Genomic DNA, 19,911 nt, shown 5'->3' with positions numbered 1-19,911 from the left:
GCCCGGGCTGCGGCGGTCCCGCCCTTGTTGCTTGACTCCACGGACCCGTCCGTGGAGTTTCGCGGCAACGCAATCAGCCGCCCGCGATGGACGACGCCATCACCAGCACCGACATTCGCCTTCGTGAAGGCGCCTCGATCGCGCAGCGGCTGGTCATGGCCGGCTTTGCGGCCGCCGTTGCGCTGTGCTTCACGCCGGGCCTGTTCACGCACGACACCCTGGAAGTGATCATCTCCGTGGTCGCGCTCCTCGTGGGAGCAGCGTTCGTCGGCGTCATCATGCTGGCGCCGGCGGTGGTGTGGATCATCACGGCGGACGAGATCTTGATCGGGGAGCAGCGCCCGTTCGGAAAACTCCGGACGCGGGTCGTCGCTAAAGACGACATCAGGGGATTGCAGGTTCCCGGTAGCAAGAGGGCGAAAGCCCGCTTTCGGCTCGCCTTCACGCTGGCCTCCGGGGAGCGCCTGACATCCCCGCCGATCACCGATGTCACCCACGTGCACGACACGGTGGCGCGGATCGCAGCACAATTCGACGTTCCCGACGTCGAGTCCCCCGTCAATCCGCTCGATGCCAGCAATCCCGAGATGCGTCTCGGCGACCCCCTCGAGCCGTTTTCCACGAGGGACATAAGGATCGTCGCACTGATCGTCGTCGCGCTATGTACCGTTCCCTACGCCTACAGGCTCTGGCGTGGCCTGTCGCCCGGGCCGGTCGACATGATGCTGCTGCCGGTTGGCGCGATTGCCGCTTTCGCCGTGCACAGATACGCCAATCTCGTAACCGGCGCTTTCTGGATCATCCGCCAAGGCGATATCCGCGTCGAACGCCTGTGGGGCGACGGCACGTTGCGCGCCGACCATATTGAAGGGCGCCAGGTGAAGACGATCACGGTCGAGCGCCGCGGCCGGTCGGAAGACGAGCACTGCATCGTTGTGATCCGGTTGCTCTCAGGACAACGGTTTCGCAGCCCGCGCATCGGTTCGCGGCCTGAGGCCCGGGCCGTAGGCGCCGAGATCGTCCGGCGGCTCGGGATCGCGGCTGAGAGCAATCAGATCCAGTGACAAGGTTGCCCTTCGGCTCACGTGATCTGGCCGCGTGCTCGCTCTAACCTCTCCCCCTTGCGGGAGAGGTCGGCGCAGAGCGCCGGGTGAGGGTTCTCTCCTCTGGGGGAGTCTTCCTGCGGAGCTACCCTCTCCCCGACCCTCCCCCGCAAGCGGGGGGGGAGGGAGCACATCGCGCCCAGCTCACTGCTTTTCGCGCCATGCCCCGTTTGTGGCATTGCCCGCGCTCCGTCAAAAAACCAAAGCATTCTCGTGACATACCAGCCGGGCGCAGCATCAACTTGCCATGAAGCTGCCCCTGGGTTCAGATGGTTTCTGATGATTTGCGCTGTGGCAGCGGGGAGAGCTTGAAATGACGGATATTCGTCGCCTGACCGGGATGTTTGTGGCTGCGATCGGCCTGGTCCTGGCCATCCCGCATGCCTACGCCCAGCAGCCCGACCGCGGCGACGAGCCGGGCCTGGTCGCCGACGATGCCTACCAGCTCGATCCGGAATGGCAGAAGCAGGTCGTCTACTTCCGCACCACCGAAGCGCCCGGCACCCTCATCATCTCGACCGCCGAACGGCATCTCTATCTGGTGCAGCCCGGCGGTCGCGCAATCCGCTACGGCATCGGCGTCGGCCGCGATGGTTTTCAGTGGCAGGGGCTAGTGAACATCACCAACAAGAAGGAGTGGCCGGACTGGACGCCACCGCCGGAGATGATCCAGCGCCAGCCCTATCTGCCGCGCTTCATGGCCGGCGGCCCCGGCAATCCGCTCGGTGCGCGCGCCATGTATCTCGGCACCACCGTCTACCGCATCCACGGCACCAATCGGCCCGACACGATCGGCACCAAAGTGTCCTCGGGCTGCTTCCGGCTCGTCAACCACGACGTCGCCGATCTCTACGATCGCGTCCCTGTCGGCACCAGGGTGGTCATTCGGCAGAAGCCCGAACTCTGATCTTCCCGCTTCGTCAAAATTCCTTTTCCCGATATTTTCGAAAGAGCAACATGATGCGCACTTTTCGAGGCGGCCTGCTGATCGGGCTCGCGGTCGCCGTGCTGGTCGCCGTTCTGGCCATCATCTATGAATTCTACGACACCCGCACGCTGAAGCGCACCGTGCGCCGCGGCGAAGTGCTGTGCGGCGTCAACAAGGGCCTGCCGGGGTTTTCGATCCCCGACGACAAGGGCAACTGGACCGGCTTCGACGTCGATTTCTGCCGCGCGGTGGCCTCCGCGATCTTCAACGATCCGAACAAGGCGAAATTCGTCGCGCTCGATGCCAGCGAGCGCTTCAAGGAATTGCAGAGCCGGAAAGTGGACATCCTCTCGCGCAACTCGACCTGGAGCATGGCGCGCGAACTCGAATATGACCTCTATTTCCCGGCGGTCGCTTATTATGACGGCGCAGGCTTCATGCTGCCGCGCGCGCGCAACAAGGAGACCGCACTGGACCTGACCGGCAGCAAGGTGTGCGTCCAGACGGGGACCACCACGGCGCTCAACGTCGCGGATTACTTCCGTGCGAACAACATGAAGTACGAAGAGATGAAGTTCGACAAGCTGGACGACGTCGTGAAAGCCTACGATACCGGCAAATGCGACACGCTGAGCGCCGACGTCTCCCAGCTCTACGCGCTGCGGATCAACCTGTCGAAGCCCGGCGACCACATGATCCTGCCGGACATGATCTCCAAGGAGCCGCTCGCCCCCGTCGTGCGCCAGCGCGACGATGACTGGATGATGATCGTGAAGTGGACGCTGTACGCGATGATCAACGCCGAAGAGCTTGGCGTCTCCTCGGAAAACATCGACGAGGCCCTGAAGTCGAAGAAGCCGGAAGTGATGCGACTGGTCGGCACCGAGGGCAATTACGGCGAGCAGCTCGGCCTCACCAAGGACTGGGTCGTCCGCATCATCCGCAACGTCGGCAATTACGGCGAGATGTACGAGCGCAATATCGGCGAGAAGTCCAAGCTGAAGATCCCGCGCGGGATGAACCAGCTGTGGAACGCCGGTGGTGTGCAGTACGCACCGCCGGTGAGATGAGGAGCTCTATCCGCCGTCATTGCGAGCGGAGCGGGGCTCGCGCCACATCCTCATTCGTCATGCCCGGGCTTGTCCCGGGCATCTACGTTTGAGGCACATTAAGAACGTAGCTGGCCGGGACAAGCCCGGCCATGACGACCCACGTAACGGGTGACGCTCTCTCTCCCTCATCCTGAGGAGCGCGGAACGCGCGTCTCGAAGGATGCAGACCCCAGCCGGGCCTTCATGGTTCGAGACGCCGCGCAAGAGCGCGGCTCCTCACCATGAGGAGATGGAGTTCAATACCCTCTTGCCCTTGCCAACTGCTCGGTGTGATAATTGGCGTCCCCGAACAATTCCTCGCACACACGCGCGCGCTTCATGAAGAAGCCGATGTCGAACTGGTCGGTCATGCCCATGCCGCCGTGCATCTGCACGCCTTCCTGCACCGCGCGCGTGGCCGTGGTGCCGGCGCGGGCTTTTGCCACTGCGACGGCTGAGGCGGCCTTGGCAACGTCCGTATCCAGCGCCTGAAGCGCCTTCATCGTCGCGGCGCGGGTGATCTCGATGTCGACATAGAGCTCGGCGGCGCGGTGCTGCAGCGCCTGGAATTCGCCGATCAGCTTGCCGAACTGCTTGCGGCTCTTCAGGTACTCGACGGTGCGGTTGAACACCTCTTCGCTCAAGCCCACCATTTCGGAGGCGACTGCGCCGCGGCCGATATCGAGCACGCCGTCGAGCAGCGCGGCACCCTGGTCGACTTCGCCGAGCACGCTGTCGGCATCGACTTCGACATTGGCAAGCTCGATGCGCGCCGCATTGTGCTCGTCGACCATGATGGTGCGCTCGATCGCAACGCCCTTGGCCTTGGGGTTGACCAGGAACAGCGTCAGCCCCTCGCGCTCGCCGGCGGCGCCCGCGGTGCGCGCGGCGACGATGAGGAGGTCGGCGACATGGCCGTCGACGACCAGCGCCTTGGCGCCGGAGAGCCTGAAACCGTTGCCGGCGCGCACCGCCTGCAAGCTGGTTTGAAGCGGGCGATGCTTTGCGCCCTCGTCGACCGCGAGCGTCGCGAGCAGCGAGCCATTGGAAATCTTCGGCAAATATTCCGACTTCTGCGCGGCATTGCCGCCGCGGTTCAGCGCCGAGGCCGCGACCGCGCTGGTGGCGAGGAAGGGCGACGGCATCAGCGTGCGGCCGATCTCCTCCATCACCACGCCGGCCTCGACATAGCCGAGGCCGCTGCCGCCGAACTCTTCCGGCACCAGCAAGCCCGCAAAACCCATCTCGGCGAAGGAATGCCAAAACTCCCTGGAGAAGCCGGTCGGGTCTTTGCTGTCACGCAGATGGCGCAGATGCGACACCGGCGCCTTGTCGCTGATCAGCCCGCGCGCGCTGTCGCGGAGCATCGATTGTTCTTCGGTGAGGACGAGGGCCATGGTGAGCTCCAACACAGTGCGGTTCGGCTGAATTCGGTGGTGACCCTCATGGTGAGGCGACGCGTCAGCGCCGTCTCGAACCGTGCAGGCCATCCTTCGAGACGCGGCCTGACGGCCGCTCCTCAGGATGAGGACTTCGCTTACGCCCCCGGCAGATCGAGGATGCGCTTGGCGACGATGCCGAGCATCACCTCCGTCGTGCCGCCCTCGATCGAGTTGGCCTTGGTTCGCAGCCAGGCGCGCGGACGAGCTCCTTGCTTCGAACGCTCGCTCTCCCATTCCAGCGCATCGACACCGCCGGCCGACATCAGAATTTCGTAACGGCGCTTGTTGAGCTCGGTGCCGTAATATTTCATCGCCGAAGAGAACGCCGGATGCGCCTGACCCGCCTTGGCGAGGTCGACCGCGCACTCGGCGCAGGCTGCAAGCGCGGCCTCGTCGACGTCGAAGCTGGCGATCCGGCCACGCAGCATGGGATCGTCGAGCCGTCCCAGCGCATCGGTGCCGACGGAATCCGCCGCGATCTGGCCGAGCGGACGACCGACGCCGCGCTCGCCCATGCCCGATATCATCGCGCGCTCATGCTGAAGCAGATATTTTGCGACGTCCCAGCCGCGGTTGACGGTGCCGACCACATGCGATTTCGGCACGCGGACATTGTCGAAGAAGGTCTCGCAGAACGGCGAGTAGCCGGAGATCAGGAGGATGGGCTTGGTCGAGACACCCTTTGAGGTCATGTCGAACAGGATGAAGCTGATACCGTCGTGCTTCTTCGCAGCCGGGTCAGTGCGCACCAGGCAGAAGATCCAGTCGGCGTAGTTGGCATAGGACGTCCAGATCTTCTGGCCGGTGATGACGAAATCATCGCCGTCGCTCTCCGCGCGGGTCTGGAGCGAAGCGAGATCGGAGCCGGCGTTCGGCTCGGAATAGCCCTGGCACCAGCGGATCAGGCCCGCGGCGATGTTGGGCAGATGCTCCTTCTTCTGGGCGTCGTTGCCGTATTTCAGAAGCGCCGGCCCGAGCATCCAGATGCCAAAACTCGACAGCGGCGGCCGCGCACCCAGCTTGGCCATTTCCGCGCGCAGCACCTTGTGTTCGGCAGCGCTGAGACCACCGCCGCCATATTCCTTCGGCCAGTCCGGCACGGTCCAACCCTTGTCGCGCATGCGCTCGAACCAGATGCGCTGCGGCTCGGATGCAAACTTTGCGTTACGCCCGCCCCAGAAGACGTCGGCGTCGGAGGTCGCGGGCTTGCGCATTTCCGGTGGGCAGTTGGCTTCCAGCCAGGCGCGCGTCTCGCTGCGGAATGTTTCGAGATCGGCGTTTTCAGCATCGCTCATGGGCGTTTCCATCAATCAAAAACGACTTGTTGTCGGCGACTCTGGGCCATCACCTCGTGGAATTCAACCACTTCCGCGTCCCGCATCGGCTATAGTCGCTGCCACGGCGAGCTTGAAAACAAAGAGGAAACAACAATGCGCCTGAAGCTTCTTTCGCCTGGCGAAATGAACGAGAGCCAGCGGCAGACCTATGACGAGTCGATTGCCGGCAAACGCGGCAAGCCGCCGGCACCGATGATGGCCTGGCTCAATAGCCCCGACATGGCCCGTCACGCCACGCGACTCGGCGAGGTCCTGCGCTACGACACGATCTTCCCCGCAAAACTTTCGGAGATCGCGATCCTGGTGACGGCGCGGCACTGGACAGCGCATTACGAGTGGTATGCGCACAAGCGCCTGGCGCTTGCGGGCGGTATGAAGCCCGAGATCATCGACGCCATCCGCGACCGCCGCACGCCCGTCTTCGACGATCCCAAGGGCAAGATGATCTACGACGTCGCGAAGTCGTTGCACGAGGGCCACGGCGTCGAGAAGGGCCTCTATGACGAGGCGGTGAAGGTGCTCGGCGAGCGCGGCGTCGTCGAGGTCATCGGACTATGCGGCTATTACACAATGGTGTCGATGACGCTGAACACGTTTGAGTTCGAGCTGCCGGAGGGCGAGGTCCGGGAGCTGGCTTGATTGCCGATTCGGAAACGCTGGGTTTCGGAATAGCCCCGTAGCGCTATGCCGAGGCTCGCCTTATGTGGAATTCACCAACGGAGCAGCCACATGTCGCAAAGCCCAGCCGTCCATGCCGGCACGAGGATCGGCCACGTTCACCTCAAGGTCGCCGATCTCGATCGCGCGCTCGGCTTCTATTGCGGCGTGCTCGGCTTCGAGCTGATGCAGCGGATGGGCTCCGGCGCGGCGTTCATCTCGGCCGGCGGCTATCACCACCACATCGGGCTCAATACCTGGGAGAGCAAGGGCGGCTCGCCGCCGCCTGCGGGCACGACCGGGCTCTATCACACCGCGATCCTCTATCCGACACGGCTCGCGCTGGCGGATGCGCTGCACCGCGTGCTCTCGGCCGGCATTGCGCTGGACGGCGCCAGCGACCATGGCGTCAGCGAGGCACTGTATTTGCGCGATCCCGACCAGAATGGCGTGGAGCTGTATCGGGACCGGCCCAGGGAGCAATGGCCGTTCGGGCCGGACGGAAAGCTTGCGATGGTCACGAAGCGGCTGGATGTCGAGGAGCTGCTGAAGCAGCGCGAGGCTTAAACTCCACTCTCTCCCCGTCATTGCGAGGAGCGAAGCGACGAAGCAATCCAGAATCTTTCGGCAGTGGCAGTCTGGATTGCTTCGCTTCGCTCGCAATGACGGAGTGTGTAGAGACGCTGTCGGGCCCTACGACGTCTTCACATGCGGCCTGCCTCGCACCATGATCAGCGCCGCCGCCACCACTTCCAACACGATGCAGAGATAGAACGGAAGCGCATAGCCGCCCGAAAAGTCGCGCAGGAAGCCGACCACGCCGGGGCCGAACGCATAGGTCACCTGGTTGATCGCGGTGTTGAGGCTGATCAGCACGCCGAACGAGGCGGAGTCGAATTCCTGCTGCACGATCAGCGACGGCAGCGTGATGAGATTGCCGACGGAGAAGCCGAACAACGCGCAGGCGGCGATCAGCACGTAATCATTGTGCAAATTGATGACGACGAGAAGCGCCACGGCCTGGCTCAGGAACGACAGCGCGGACGCAAGCCGCTGGTTGAGGCGGTCGATCACCAGCGAGAACAGCACCCGGCCGATCACCGCCATCGCCGTCAGCACCGCGACGGCCACAGCGGCGCGCTCGCGTCCGATCACGGGATCGAGAAACGAGATCAGGTGGACGATGAAGCCGACCTGCGCGAACAGCACCAGCGCGAACGCGACCGTCACGGTGAGAAAGCCGACGTCGCGCAACGCCCCGGCGCGGATCTGCGCCGACGATTGCGGCTTTGCTTTCGTCGCTGCACGCCGACCATGGAGATCGGGCGGACGGCCGACGACAATCAGGATCACCGGCACGAGCAGCGCCAGCATGGCGCCGGCGACGGTGAACATCGCGCTGGCGAAGCCGATATGACCGATCAAGGTCACCAGCAGCGGCACGCCGACGATGCCGCCGAAGCTTGCGCCGTTCAGCGCCAGGCTGATCGCCATGCCGCGCTTCTGGTCGAACCACAGGCTGATCGTGTTGGTGATCATCGCCAAACTGGTGCCGGCCCAACCGAAGGCGAGTACGGCGTTCGCGAGATAAAGCTGCCACGGCTCGCGCACCGTGCCAATCGCGACCGCTGCGACCGACATCGCCAGCGTGCCCGCGATCAGGCCGAGGCGCGGCCCGTACTTGTTGACGGCCTCGCCGACGAAAACGACGAGCAGCGCGCCGAACAGATAGAAGAACGTCGTGCCGGATGAGATCAGCGAGGCCGACCAGCCGTGCGCGCGCTGGAGCTCGGCGACATAGACGCTCTGGCCGTAGAAGCCGAGGCCCCAGCCGAAGGTCGCGAGCAGGAAGCAGACCGCGACGATGGGCCAGCCTTCGTAGTGAAGAGAGGATTCGTCGATGGATGCGTCGTGCCGGGGATTGTCGAGCATTTGCGCTTGTCCTTTTTTCCCCCGCGAGCGCCGTGCTTCACGCCCGCCTGTTCATGACGAGCATCATGTAACAACCCAAGCCCCGAAAATCACTTCGACCCGGGTCGAACTATCAACGCTGCTCACAGCCTCCTGCCACCTTAAATCGCATCCGGGAGCTCACCCATGGCCGCGTCCAGCCGCGCCTTGCGGCGGCGGGCAAAGGAGGCGAACGAAAGCACGGCGAGGCCGAGCAGCACCGGCGGAAACACCACCATGTTGACCGCGGACCAGCCGTAATTGGCGAGCAATTGGCCGGACGAGAACGAGCCGATCGCCATCATGCCGAACACCAGAAAATCGTTGAAGGCCTGCACCTTGTTGCGCTCCTGCGGCCGGTGCGTCTCCAGCACCAGCGCGGAGGCACCGATGAAGGAGAAATTCCAACCGATCCCGAGCACGATCAGCGTCGCCCAGAAATGCATTGCGGTGATGCCGGACAGGCCGATGCCGGCCGCACCGGCCTCCAGCAGCAAGCCGGCGGCAACGACCTTCGGCGCGCCGAAGCGCGCGATCAGCGCGCCCGTGAAGAAGCTCGGCCCGTACATGGCGACGATGTGCCATTGAATGCCGAAATTGGAATCGGAAAGGCTCAAGCCGCACAACTTCATGGCGAGCGGCGCCGAGGTCATCACCAGATTCATCATGGGGTAGGAGATGACGCCGCACAGCGCCGCCGCGATGAAGCGTGGCTGGGTCACGATGTCGAGCAGCGGCCGCCCGCCGTGCAGATCGGCCGGCGCCGGCTTCGGCATGTCGACCCCGGCGACGATGCCCATCGCGACCAGCGCGACCGCGGCCTGCACCAGGAAGCTGAAGGCGAACAGATAAGGCTGCCAGACGTCCATGGTCCATTGCACGAGCTGCGGACCGAGCACGCCGGCGAACACGCCGCCCGCCATCACCCAGGACACCGCCTTGGGCCGGTACGCCGCGCTGGCGCCGTCGGCGGCGGCGAAGCGATAGGATTGCGCCACCGCGCCGTAGAGACCGCCGAGGAAGGTTGCGACACAGAACAGCGCGAACGAGGCGTGCAGGATCGCGAACGAGCCGAGCAGACCGGTGAGCGTACCCAGACCCGTGCCGACGATGAACGCCCAGCGGCGACCGAAGCGGCGCGAGATCGCGCCGGTCGGCAAGGTGCCGGCCGCAAGCCCCAGCACATACATCGACAGTGGCACGGTCGCGAGCGACATGTCGGGTGCGAGCGTCGCACCGACGATCGAGCCGGTGGCGAAGATCACCGCCGAATTGGCGCCGGTCAGCGCCTGAGCGGCGGCAAGGCGCACCACATTGGCGCGCACGCGTGCGTCGGCGGCGATCTCATTGGCTGCAGTCACGTCTAACATCAGCATTTCCGCCCCAAGAGGCTTTCACGGGGCTTTCAGGGACCCTGTTGATTCCAGGCACTATGGCGGGGCGCGCGAGGGCGGGCAACCGGCGCAAACGGGCGCAGGCCATGCCTCTGACGCAATCGGGCCGATGATAATGGGCCGCGCTCTTGACGGCTTGCGCTCGATCAAATCCTATCCGCCGCGATCTCAGGAGTTTCGTTCATGTCCGTCGACGACAGGCCTACGCTCAGTGCTCCCGACGACGATCCGTGGCTGTGGCTGGAGAAGATCGAGGGCAAGCTGGCGCTCGATTTCGTCGCGCGGCAGAACAGCCTGACGCTCGACGCGTTTGGCGGAAAGGCCTTCGAGCGCGATCGCGACATCCTCGCGGCGATCTACGATCGTCCCGACAACATCCCCTATGTCAGCCGGCGCGGCGACGACCTGCACAATCTCTGGAAGGACGCGACCAACCCGCGCGGCCTGTGGCGGCGGACTTCGCTTGCGGAGTTTCGCAAACCGCATCCAGCGTGGGAGATCATGCTGGATGTCGACCAGCTCGCCGCGCGTGAAGGCGAGGACTGGCTGCTGAGCGGCATCACCACACAGCCGGGAAACTCGCGGGCGATTTTGAGCCTGTCGCGCGGTGGCAGCGACGCCGTCACCTTGCGCGAATTCGACATCGACACCAAGAGTTTCGTTGAGGACGGATTTGCGCTGCCGGAAGCCAAGGGCGGCGCCGATTGGCTCGATGCCGACACGCTGCTGCTGTCGAGCGCCCATGGCGAAGGCATGGCGACGAGTTCGGGATATTCACGGACGGTTCGCCTGTGGCGGCGCGGCCAGCCTGTCGATCAGGCGCAAATGATGATCGAGACCACGGCCGATCATATGGCCATGTCCGGCATGGCCGACGACACCGCCGCGGTCCCACGCAGCTGGTTCGTCGACCAGATCGACTTCTTCAATCATGCGATCTGGCTGCGGGATGCAGACGGCACGACGACGAAGCTCGACCTGCCGACCGGCATCTGGATGCAGGCACATGGCGACTGGTTCGCGATGAAGCTGCGCGAAGCCTGGTCGATCGAGGGGAGAACCTATGCCGCCGACACCGTGCTCGGCATGTCGCTCTCGGCATTCCTTGCCGGCAGCCGCGATTTCGCAGTCCTGTTCGAGCCGGAGCCTCGCCGCGCCCTGCAAGGTCTGTTCTGGGCCGGGGGCAGACTGGTACTGTCGATCCTCGACGAACTCCAGCCGCAATTCGAGATATGCACGCCGTCCGCCACGAGCTGGAGCCGCGGGTCACTCGGCGGCCTGCCGCAGATCGGCGTCGTCGACATCTGGCCACTGGACCGCCATCCCTCCGAGAGCAATGGCGACCTGCTCGCCAATGTGCAGGATCCCCTGACGCCACCGTCGCTGCTGCTGATGGAGCGCGGCGCCGCGAGCCCGATTGTGTTGAAGCAGGCGCCGAGGACGTTCGCCGCCGACGGACTCGTGGTGACCCAGCACGAGGCGATCTCGATCGACGGCGAGCGCATCCCTTATGTGCAGACCGGCCCCGCCGGCGAGACCGGCGATGCGCCGGTCTATATGAGCGCCTATGGCGGCTTCGCCCATTCGGTGAAGCCGTATTACAACGCATCGCTCGGCAAGCTGTGGCTGGAGCGCGGCGGCACGACGGTGCAGGCAAATTTGCGCGGCGGCGGCGAATTCGGCACGCGCTGGCACGATGCCGGCCGGCTCGCCGGCAAGAAACTGTCGCATGATGATTTCGCCGCGGTCGCCGCCGATCTCGTCCGCCGCGGTGTGACCACAGCAAAGCGTATCGCCGCGCAGGGTGGATCGAACGGCGGCATCCTCATCACCAACATGCTGGTGCGATACCCCGAACGCTTCGGGGCGCTGTTCTGCACCATCCCGCTGATCGACATGCGCCGCTACACAAAGTTGCTCGCCGGCGCGAGCTGGATCGCGGAATATGGCGATCCTGACAAGCCGGAGGAGTGGGACTGGCTGAAGACGTACTCCGCCTATCAAAACGTCAAAGCCGGCCAGCCCTATCCGCCGATCCTGATCGCCACCACCCGGCGCGACGACCGCGTCCATCCCGGGCATGCGCGCAAGATGGCGGCAAAGCTCCAGGCGATGGGTTATGAAGCCTGGTTCTACGAACCGGAAGCAGGCGGCCACGGCTACGGCAAGGACAACAAGGAGCGCGCCGGCTTCGAGGTGCTCGGCTTCCGGTTCTTGAAGAACAAGATCGGGTGGGAGGACGGCGAGGCGTGATCGCCTCTTGCCCGAGTTCAGCGCACGCCGCCCAGCAAGTGGTGCATCTCTCCCGGTTGCGGGAGAGGTCGGCGCGTCCCGGGCGATGCGAAGCATCGTCCCGCGCGCCTGGTGAGGGTTTTATCCTCTAGGAGGTACCCCGTTGCGGAAACACCCTTTCCCCAGCCCTCCCCCGCAGGCATAGGGGGAATCGCATATTGCACCGCTGCTGCAGGCGAGGTGGAATAACGACTTCCTCCTCTCCGTCCTCGCCCATATGCGATAGCTCTACCCCGCGCGGCGAGCCGGAGCGGCGGAGAATTTAATTTGATTTTGCATTAAAGTTATGTGTTATATATTTAATTCAGCTATCTTATTTATTCCATGACATTAATTAATTCGATGAGTACCAAAACCATGCGACCAAGCCGATTAATCACGCCATTGTAGTTGTTATTGAAAGAGGCGTGATGCATGCGCCGCCCAATTGATATTGCGCCGAGGAACGGAGAAGACATCTGGGTGGAAGATGCGGCCGGGGCTGTTGAGGCCGCCCACTGGTCGTGCGAGGAGGGCAAATGGGTTTGGACGGACGGCTCTCCGATCGACATCGCGCCGACCCATTGGTATCCCGCAACCGAGGATGTCGATCCAGAGGATGAGCCGTCAGGCAGTTCGCTCGGGGCGGCTGTGATCTTGATCGTCGCAATCTTCGTGGGAGCAACCCTGCTCGGTGTGTTCGAGCCATTCAACGCGCGAACGGCTCAGGAGGCGACGCGCATCGACGGCGAAAGTGTCGTCAGCCTCGGTCGGCAGGCGGAAATCGCGACCAATTCGCAAGCAGCACCTCAGCCAGAAACGATTGGAGCCCCGGTGTTGGCGGTGCCGGCAAGCACGGGCCGGCAGCAGCTCGTCGACGATTCTCCCCGCAGTGATCCACGCGCCAGCGAACTGGCCGGGGCGCGCAAAGAGCTTGACGAGGCGGTCCAGCGCACGCAGGCGGCTGAAATGGCCACGGAGCAGCTGCGGCAATCGCTTCAACAGGAGCAAGCTCACAGCGCCGCGCTTGTGGACGAACTCGCCGGAACCCGCCGCGAAATCGAGACGCGGAACCAACAATCGCGCGACGCGGAGGCTGTCGCTGCGCAGCAGAGAGATGCGGCGGCTCAGGACATCGCAGAACTGCGACGGTCACTGGAGAAGGAGCGGGACAGGAGCGCCGTGCTGGACAAGCAGGTGAACGCCGCGCAAGCAGCGACCGCGACCGCTGTGCAACAACGCCACGAGGCACAGTCGCGCGCCGCGGCACTCGCGAGTGAACTTGCCGGAATACCTCGCGGACCGCTCACGCCGGATGGTGCGGCTGGTGAGCAAAGCGATCTAAAGGGACAGGAGATCGCGGAATTGCGGCAGTCCCTGCAGCAGGAACGGGAAAGGAGCGCCGTTCTCGTCGCAGAGGCCAAAGCGGCGCGAGCGGTAACGGCCGACGCCGAACAACAACGCCGCGCACTCGAAGAAGCCAGAGCGCACGCCGCTACGCTGGCGAGTAAGCTTACCGAAATGCGCCGCGAAATCGAAAGCCGGAACGTGCAATTGCGTGAGGCGGCCGATGCGGCTTCGCAGCAGGGACTGGCAGCGGGCCGAGAGATCGCCGATTTACGGCAGTCGCTGCAGCAGGAGCGGAGCAGGGCCGACGCCAGGGAGAGGGACCTCGCATCGGCGGGGCGCCCCGATGAGCGCGGCCCGGAGCAACCACCTGCAGGCTCGATCTTGCCGACGACACAGAACGTGAAAGTGACCTCAGCGGAGCCGCTGATAGCTTCAGAACAAAATGAGGTGGAGGCCAGATTGATCCCACGCGCCAGGGAATTGCTCGATCAGGGAAATATTGGTGCAGCGCGAATTGTGCTTGAGCTTGCGGTTGAGAAGGACATTGCACGAGCAAGTTTCATGCTCGCGGAGACATATGATCCTGCGGTTTTGTCGGCTTGGGGTACCTATGGAACGCGCAGCGAAGCGATCAAGGCGCGAGAACTCTACGCCAAGGCACAGAGAGGCGGCATTCGCGAGGCCAAGGAACGGCTGGATGCGTTGCATCCCTGAGTCTTGTTGCAGAACGAAAGGCTGCGATGGCAATCGAGAAGGGAACGACATGAACAAGGTGCCAAGGTCACTCTCGCTGCTGCTGGTCACCGCGCTGGTGCCAATGGCCATTCTGCTTCAGCCGGCCTGCCTGAAAGCACAAACTGGGAAAAACTCCACGGGCGATGCACAATTCGTCCGACGGCCACTCCCGCAAGTGAACGAAAAAGACCGAATGAACGCCTGGACGGTCGGCCTTGCCGGCGGCCTGCTCGAGGGCGCGCCGATCCGTCTCGCCGCAGAAATGGCCCGGGTCGTTGACGACGGTGCAGACCTGCATCTCCTCCCGATCGTCACCCGAGGCGCTACCGACAATCTTAATGCGCTGCTCTATTTGCGTGGTGTCGATACCGCCATCATCAATTCCGACGCGCTCGATGAATACAAGCTTCAGGTACCGCAGATCCAAAGTCGCATCACTTATCTGCTCAATCTTTTCCCGTCTGAGCTGCACATTTTCGTGCGACCGGAGATCACAAGCCTGCAGGATCTTGCCGGCAAGAAAGTGAACTTCAATACCCAGGGCACTGCAGCCGCCTATTCAGGACCGCTGATCTTTAGCCGTCTCGGCATCGAGATCGACAAGGCGTTCATTCCGCATCAAGTTGCCCTGGAGCAGATGCGCAAAGGAGAGATGTCGGCCGTCGTGTTCATCACATCGAAACCCGTCGACGCCTTCGTGCGCGGCCGCTGGGAGGCGGGCTTCAAGTTTCTCCCGGTCCATTACGACAGGAAGTTCGAGGACTATTATCTGCCCGCGACCTTGGACGCAAATGAGTACCCCAATCTGATCAAGCAGGGTGAACGGGTCTCGACCATCGCGGTGCCGACAGCACTTGTTGCATTCAACTGGCCGCCGCGCTCGAACCGCTATCAACGCGTGGCGCGCCTTGTCGAGTACCTGTTCTCGCGCGTCGATCGCCTGCAGGCGCCCGGCTTTGACCCGAAATGGCGGTCGATCAATCTCGCGGCAACCGTCCCCGGTCTCGCCCGCTTCCAAGCCGCGCAGGAATGGCTAGACCGCAAAGCGCGCAGCGCACAGGCGCCGCCATGAAGACTGCTGCTCCTCCACTCGCCGTCGCCTTCAACATTGCCTGCGGAATCGCGTACGCGCAAAGCACGAGCGATTCCATGGAAACACTTGGGGCATGTTCGGCGGCGAAGGGATCAGCGCAGCTGGAGTGTGTGCAAGATTTATCACCCAAGAGCCCACCGCCTGGACGGCGCGGGTCGGATGATAGCTGGCTGGTCAGCGAGACCACATCGCCGGTCGACTATTCACCGATCGTCACCGCCACCACCTCTTCTGTCAGTGGCCCGAACGGCGCCGCGATGCAACTCGCGATCCACTGCCGCAAAGGTCGCACGGAAGTCATGATCGCGGGACCGGCGCTCTCACGCGGCGCCAACGAATATGCTGTCTCTTATCGACTCAATGCGGATCCGCCAATTCAACTTGCGGCCGCCTCGCCGTCGTTCGGGTCTGGAATCGCTTTGGGAGGCGATGCCGTGCAATTGCTGAAATCATTACCCGATGACGGTAGCATCATTGTGCGTCTTTCCAGCCGCACCGGCGCTGTGCAAGAGGGACAGTTCCGGCTCGGCGGATTCAAGAACGTGCGTGAAAAAATGGCGGCTGCGTGCAAATGGCCACATAGCGTCGCCAGACCAGGAGGGTGATGGTCATGGAGCGGGGAGAAACAAGATGATCAGTCTGAAGTCGGCAATCGCAGTCATCGGCGGCCTGGCGATGATGTTCCTGGTCGGGCCAAACGTCCAGGCCGAGTCGGACAACCATATGATCCCGCAGGCGAGTGAGAGCGTAGCGAGCAATCAGAAACACCCGGGCGGACACAGGCAGGCGAGAAAGCCGGCGCAGAATCGAACAATTAACCGGGCCCCCGCGAGCGAGACGCGGCTGGCTCAAGCAACAAGACCCGAGATCGCCAACAAGTCGCATCGGCTGATCCTGCAAGTGAATTCCAACGAACCCGCGATGATGAACTTGGTACTCAACAATGCAACCAACGTCGCGCAATACTACCGCGAGCTCGGTGAGGCTGTGTCGATCGAGGTCGTCACCTTTGGCCCCGGCCTTCACATGCTGCGCGATGACACTTCGCCGGTAAAGCCGCGCATCGAGGTGCTCGCGATGAGCCATCCCGAAATTTCTTTCAAGGCCTGCGGAAACACCCAGGAAAATATGCGTAAGGCGGAGAACAAGGACATCAACCTGATTGCTCAGGCGACGGTTGTTAAATCCGGCGTCGTCCGCGTTATGGAGCTGCAGGAGCAGGGCTGGAGCTACATCAAACCGTGAGGTCACGCGAAAACACCAGCGTCAGATTGTTCGCCGGCATGTCGATCGTATCGACGAGGCGAAGACCTACGCCGCGTGCGAGGCTCTCGACGTCGCTGATGTCGCGCACGCCCCAGTCGGGATTGCCTTCACGCAAGGATGTGTCGAACACGGCATTGCTGAGCGCGGTGTGCTTGCCGTCGCGCTTGAAGGGGCCGTAGAGGAACAGCTTGCCGTCGGCCCGCAAATAGCGGCCGGCGCCGGCGAACAGGCCCTCGGCGACCTCCCATGGCGCGATGTGGATGACATTGGCGCAGAACACGGCGGCAAGACTTGTCGGCCCCTGCCCGCTCGTCATCTCCGGACACCAGTCGGGATCCGTGAGATCGATCCGCAAGGGCGAGCGGATGTTTTGCAGGCCGGCATGAACGCGCCAGGCCTCGATGCTCTTGAGGTGGCGCTGGTTGAGATCGCTGGGCCACCAGATCAGGCCGGGCGTGTGGCGGGCGAAGTGGACCACGTGCTGCCCGGTTCCGCTGCCGAGCTCGACCACGTCGCCGGTGCAGCCGGCGAGATGCTTTTCCAATACCGCCCAGAGCGATTCGTGATTGCGATGAAACGCAGGTGCATCGAGGCGGCCATCCGACTCGACCCGCCCGCCGTCCCTGCCAAATTCGACGACATATTCAGCCAATTGAAGTCCCCGGAAAAGAAGAAGCAGACGAAAACGCGATCAGAGCCAAGCGCCCGAGAAAAAATGACTGGCCCCAACAGGCCTTACGGACGAACTAGCTCCTTAAGTTGCAATGCAGAAGATATTAACTCCATTTTGCGGCCTGCATAGTCTTGATTGTCAGAACGAGCCGGGTGTGCTTTTGAGCACTATCTTTGGTACACCAGATCATGTTTCGGGACGACGCCTTGACCGCCTTTCCCTGCAAACCCGCCCTGCTCGTTGCGCTGGCCGCCTTGGGGCTCTTGGCGGCCGCGACCCCGGTACGGGCGCAATCCGCCGTGACCGAGGGCCAGAAACTCGCTTTCGACCGCGGCAAGGGCAATTGCCTGACCTGCCACGTCATCAAGAGTGGCGACCTGCCGGGAACGATCGGGCCGGAACTGAAGGACCTCAAGGCCAAGTACCCCGATCGCAACGAGCTGACCGCGATCATCTTCGACGAGACCAAGCGTAATCCGCAGACCATGATGCCGCCGTTCGGCCGGAACCGGATTTTGACCGAACAGGAGATCAGCGCGATCGTTGATTTCCTGCAAACCCTGTGACCGCCGGCACGCCAGGAGACCTGAGATGACCGCACTCACCGGCCCACGCGCGACGCGGCGCCTGATCCTCCAGGGCGCGGCCTCGGTCGCGCTGCTCGGCCTCGGCAATCTGCCGTTCGCTCCCGCGCGCGCCGCGGCCAACGACAAATATCCGGAAGAGGCCTTCAGGCAGAAGAGCGAAGCGGACGCCATCAAGGCGCTCTACGGCAGGACCGCCGAGCCGTCCGACAAAGTCAAGCTGGATGCCCCCGAGATCGCCGAGAACGGCGGCGTCGTGCCGATCTCGGTGACGACGACGCTCGACAAGGTCACCTCGATCTCGTTCTTCGTGGCCGAGAACCCGAGCGCACTGGCCGCGAGCTACAAGATTCCCGAAGGCACGATCCCTGGTGTCGCCAACCGCCTGAAGATGGCCAAGACCACCAACGTCGTCGCAATCGTGGAGGCCGACGGCAAGCTCTACAGCGCGACCAAGGAAGTCAAAGTCACCGTCGGCGGCTGCGGCGGCTAAGCGAGGAAGTTCGACATGGCATCCAGCATTCGCGTCCGCGCCACCGCCAACGGCGACATCACCGAGGTTCAGGCGCTGATCCAGCATCCCATGGATACCGGCTTCGTCAAGGATGCCAAGGGCGAGTTGATCCCCGCGCATTACATCCAGGAGCTGAAGTTCGAATGTAACGGCAAGGACGTCTTCGTCGCCGATTGGGGCACCGCCATTTCCAAGGACCCCTACGTCAAGTTCAGCTTCAAGGGCGCCAAGAAGGGCGACGATCTCAAGATCTCCTGGACCGACAACAAGGGTGGCTCGGACACCACCACCGCGAAGATCGCGTGATGAAGGCCCGCATCTCTCTCCTGCTTGGCGGTCGTTGAGTGCCGCGCTCGTCGCGTTCGCCCTCGCCTCTCCGCGTGTGGTCGCGGCCGACAAGGTCGATCCCATTGCCGATGCGAAAGCGTTCCAGAACTTCTTCTTCCAGAAGTTTCCGACCGTGAAGCACGAGGATTTCGTCAACGGTCCTTATTCCATGAACGAGGACATGAAACGGCAGTGGCAGGAGAAGGAGGAATTCCCGCCTTACGAGTTCGCGCTCGACGCCGGCAAGGAAATGTTCGCGACCCCGTTCAAGAACGGCAAGACCTATGCCGATTGCTTCCCGAACGGCGGCATCGGCGTCCGCCAGAACTATCCTTACTTCGACGAGAAGGAAGGCAACGTCGTCACGCTGGAGCTGGCGCTCAACCGCTGCCGCGAGGCCAATGGCGAGGCGCCCTATTCCTACGTCAAGGACGAGATGGCCTCGCTCACGGCGTACATGGCCTTCACCTCGCGCGGCAAGCCGATGGACATCAAGATTCCCGATGATCCCCGCGCGCTCGCGGCGTTCGAGAACGGCAAGCGGTATTTCTACACCCGACGTGGCCAGATGAATTTCTCCTGCGCGAGCTGCCATGTGCAGAGCCCGGGCGAGCGCATCCGCGCCGAGATCCTGGCGCCGGCGCTGGGCATCTTGAACGCGATGCCGATCTACCGCTCCGAATGGAGCGGCATGGGCACGACCACCCGCCGCTTCGTCACCTGCAACAGCCAGACCCGTGCGGTTCCGCTGGAGCCGCAGGCGGATGAATATCGCGACGTCGAGTATTTCCTGTCCTACGTCGCCAACGGCCTGCCGATATCGGGCCCGGGAGCGCGGCCATGAAGCGGTCACTTCCTCTCGCCATGCTGCTCGCCTTGGGCCTCGCGCCGGCGGCGCGCGCGGCAAATGAGGCGGATTACAAGACGGCCTATTCCGCCGCCGAAGCCGCATCGAAGGAGGCCGCCAGCTTGCGCCACCAATGGACCGTGACCGTCTCGGCGCTGGCCGCGGCCAAGAAGGCGGGCGATGGCGGCGATTTCGACCGCGCCGTGGCCGCAGCCAAGCAGGCCGAGGCGCTGGCGAAGGCGTCGATCTTCCAGGCCATTTCCGAAAAAGAAGCCTGGAAGGCGATGGAAATCCGCTAGACTGTTCGCTCGTGCAACAGCCTTGCGACCATTAGAGGGCGCGGAGAATT

20 protein-coding genes are annotated in these 19,911 nt (G+C 63.4%); 15 read left to right on the top strand and 5 right to left on the bottom strand.

Annotation, left to right across the window (positions count from 1 at the left end; translation table 11 throughout):
• The first annotated feature begins 86 nt into the window (after window positions 1-86).
• The 3 genes from ACVWYI_RS04920 to ACVWYI_RS04910 all read left to right on the top strand — a co-directional run bounded on the left by ACVWYI_RS04920 (window position 87) and on the right by ACVWYI_RS04910 (window position 3,101).
• Window positions 87-1,064 carry a hypothetical protein gene (locus ACVWYI_RS04920; RefSeq protein WP_456661377.1) on the top strand — a complete coding sequence of 326 codons (978 nt, stop codon included), beginning with the start codon at window positions 87-89 and terminating at the stop codon, window positions 1,062-1,064.
• 352 nt (window positions 1,065-1,416) lie between these two features.
• Window positions 1,417-2,010: a L,D-transpeptidase gene (locus ACVWYI_RS04915; RefSeq protein ID WP_247351845.1), complete on the top strand. Its 594-nt coding sequence runs from the start codon at window positions 1,417-1,419 to the stop codon at window positions 2,008-2,010.
• A 53-nt stretch (window positions 2,011-2,063) separates the two neighbouring features.
• Window positions 2,064-3,101 (top strand): amino acid ABC transporter substrate-binding protein, encoded by a 1,038-nt coding sequence (locus ACVWYI_RS04910; RefSeq protein ID WP_247351867.1) that lies wholly within the window; start codon window positions 2,064-2,066, stop codon window positions 3,099-3,101.
• Window positions 3,102-3,379: 278 nt separating this feature from the next.
• Here ACVWYI_RS04910 and ACVWYI_RS04905 read toward each other — a convergent pair whose 3' ends face one another.
• Window positions 3,380-4,519 (bottom strand): acyl-CoA dehydrogenase family protein, encoded by a 1,140-nt coding sequence (locus ACVWYI_RS04905; protein WP_456661376.1) that lies wholly within the window; start codon window positions 4,517-4,519, stop codon window positions 3,380-3,382.
• A 140-nt stretch (window positions 4,520-4,659) separates the two neighbouring features.
• Window positions 4,660-5,859: an acyl-CoA dehydrogenase family protein gene (locus ACVWYI_RS04900; RefSeq protein WP_456661375.1), complete on the bottom strand. Its 1,200-nt coding sequence runs from the start codon at window positions 5,857-5,859 to the stop codon at window positions 4,660-4,662.
• A gap of 135 nt (window positions 5,860-5,994) precedes the next feature.
• On the opposite strand from ACVWYI_RS04900, the gene ACVWYI_RS04895 reads away from it, so the two are divergent.
• On the top strand, window positions 5,995-6,540 hold the full coding sequence (locus ACVWYI_RS04895) for a carboxymuconolactone decarboxylase family protein (protein ID WP_456661374.1): 546 nt from the start codon (window positions 5,995-5,997) through the stop codon (window positions 6,538-6,540).
• A gap of 90 nt (window positions 6,541-6,630) precedes the next feature.
• Window positions 6,631-7,125, top strand: coding sequence for a VOC family protein (locus tag ACVWYI_RS04890; protein WP_456661373.1), 495 nt, complete (start codon window positions 6,631-6,633; stop codon window positions 7,123-7,125).
• A gap of 126 nt (window positions 7,126-7,251) precedes the next feature.
• Here ACVWYI_RS04890 and ACVWYI_RS04885 read toward each other — a convergent pair whose 3' ends face one another.
• Window positions 7,252-8,490 (bottom strand): MFS transporter, encoded by a 1,239-nt coding sequence (locus tag ACVWYI_RS04885; protein ID WP_456661372.1) that lies wholly within the window; start codon window positions 8,488-8,490, stop codon window positions 7,252-7,254.
• A 140-nt stretch (window positions 8,491-8,630) separates the two neighbouring features.
• Window positions 8,631-9,878 (bottom strand): MFS transporter, encoded by a 1,248-nt coding sequence (locus ACVWYI_RS04880; protein WP_456661371.1) that lies wholly within the window; start codon window positions 9,876-9,878, stop codon window positions 8,631-8,633.
• Window positions 9,879-10,085: 207 nt separating this feature from the next.
• On the opposite strand from ACVWYI_RS04880, the gene ACVWYI_RS04875 reads away from it, so the two are divergent.
• The 5 genes from ACVWYI_RS04875 (at window position 10,086) to ACVWYI_RS04855 (ending at window position 16,596) form a co-directional block, all read left to right on the top strand.
• Window positions 10,086-12,155 (top strand): prolyl oligopeptidase family serine peptidase, encoded by a 2,070-nt coding sequence (locus ACVWYI_RS04875; RefSeq protein WP_456661370.1) that lies wholly within the window; start codon window positions 10,086-10,088, stop codon window positions 12,153-12,155.
• Window positions 12,156-12,608: 453 nt separating this feature from the next.
• A complete protein-coding gene (locus tag ACVWYI_RS04870; protein WP_456661369.1) occupies window positions 12,609-14,237 on the top strand; it encodes a hypothetical protein in 1,629 nt (542 codons plus the stop codon).
• Between the two features lie 49 nt (window positions 14,238-14,286).
• Window positions 14,287-15,330, top strand: coding sequence for a TAXI family TRAP transporter solute-binding subunit (locus ACVWYI_RS04865; RefSeq protein ID WP_456661368.1), 1,044 nt, complete (start codon window positions 14,287-14,289; stop codon window positions 15,328-15,330).
• Entirely contained in the window at window positions 15,327-15,956 is a 630-nt protein-coding gene (locus ACVWYI_RS04860; protein WP_456661367.1) for a hypothetical protein, read from the top strand. Before ACVWYI_RS04865 ends, ACVWYI_RS04860 begins: the two co-directional genes overlap by 4 nt.
• 25 nt (window positions 15,957-15,981) lie before the next feature.
• Complete coding sequence (locus tag ACVWYI_RS04855; protein ID WP_456661366.1) at window positions 15,982-16,596, top strand: DsrE family protein; 615 nt, start codon at window positions 15,982-15,984, stop codon at window positions 16,594-16,596.
• Here ACVWYI_RS04855 and ACVWYI_RS04850 read toward each other — a convergent pair.
• Entirely contained in the window at window positions 16,586-17,269 is a 684-nt protein-coding gene (locus ACVWYI_RS04850; protein ID WP_247351824.1) for a DUF938 domain-containing protein, read from the bottom strand. The two genes, ACVWYI_RS04855 and ACVWYI_RS04850, sit on opposite strands and share 11 nt — an antisense overlap.
• Before the next feature lie 227 nt (window positions 17,270-17,496).
• Between ACVWYI_RS04850 and soxX the strand changes: the two genes are divergently transcribed.
• The 5 genes from soxX to ACVWYI_RS04825 are packed head-to-tail and all read left to right on the top strand — an operon-like array spanning window position 17,497 to window position 19,861.
• Complete coding sequence (gene soxX, locus ACVWYI_RS04845) at window positions 17,497-17,856, top strand: sulfur oxidation c-type cytochrome SoxX (protein ID WP_247351822.1); 360 nt, start codon at window positions 17,497-17,499, stop codon at window positions 17,854-17,856.
• A gap of 25 nt (window positions 17,857-17,881) precedes the next feature.
• Entirely contained in the window at window positions 17,882-18,367 is a 486-nt protein-coding gene (soxY, locus tag ACVWYI_RS04840) for a thiosulfate oxidation carrier protein SoxY (RefSeq protein WP_247351821.1), read from the top strand.
• 15 nt (window positions 18,368-18,382) lie between these two features.
• Window positions 18,383-18,694 carry a thiosulfate oxidation carrier complex protein SoxZ gene (soxZ, locus tag ACVWYI_RS04835; protein ID WP_247442181.1) on the top strand — a complete coding sequence of 104 codons (312 nt, stop codon included), beginning with the start codon at window positions 18,383-18,385 and terminating at the stop codon, window positions 18,692-18,694.
• A gap of 34 nt (window positions 18,695-18,728) precedes the next feature.
• Window positions 18,729-19,559: a sulfur oxidation c-type cytochrome SoxA gene (soxA, locus tag ACVWYI_RS04830; protein WP_456661365.1), complete on the top strand. Its 831-nt coding sequence runs from the start codon at window positions 18,729-18,731 to the stop codon at window positions 19,557-19,559.
• Complete coding sequence (locus ACVWYI_RS04825) at window positions 19,556-19,861, top strand: hypothetical protein (protein ID WP_247442178.1); 306 nt, start codon at window positions 19,556-19,558, stop codon at window positions 19,859-19,861. The genes soxA and ACVWYI_RS04825 overlap by 4 nt, the downstream gene beginning before the upstream one ends.
• Window positions 19,862-19,911: the final 50 nt, after the last annotated feature.

Source organism: Bradyrhizobium sp. LB13.1 (genome assembly GCF_054056815.1).
This window is presented reverse-complemented; position numbering and strand designations above follow the sequence as displayed.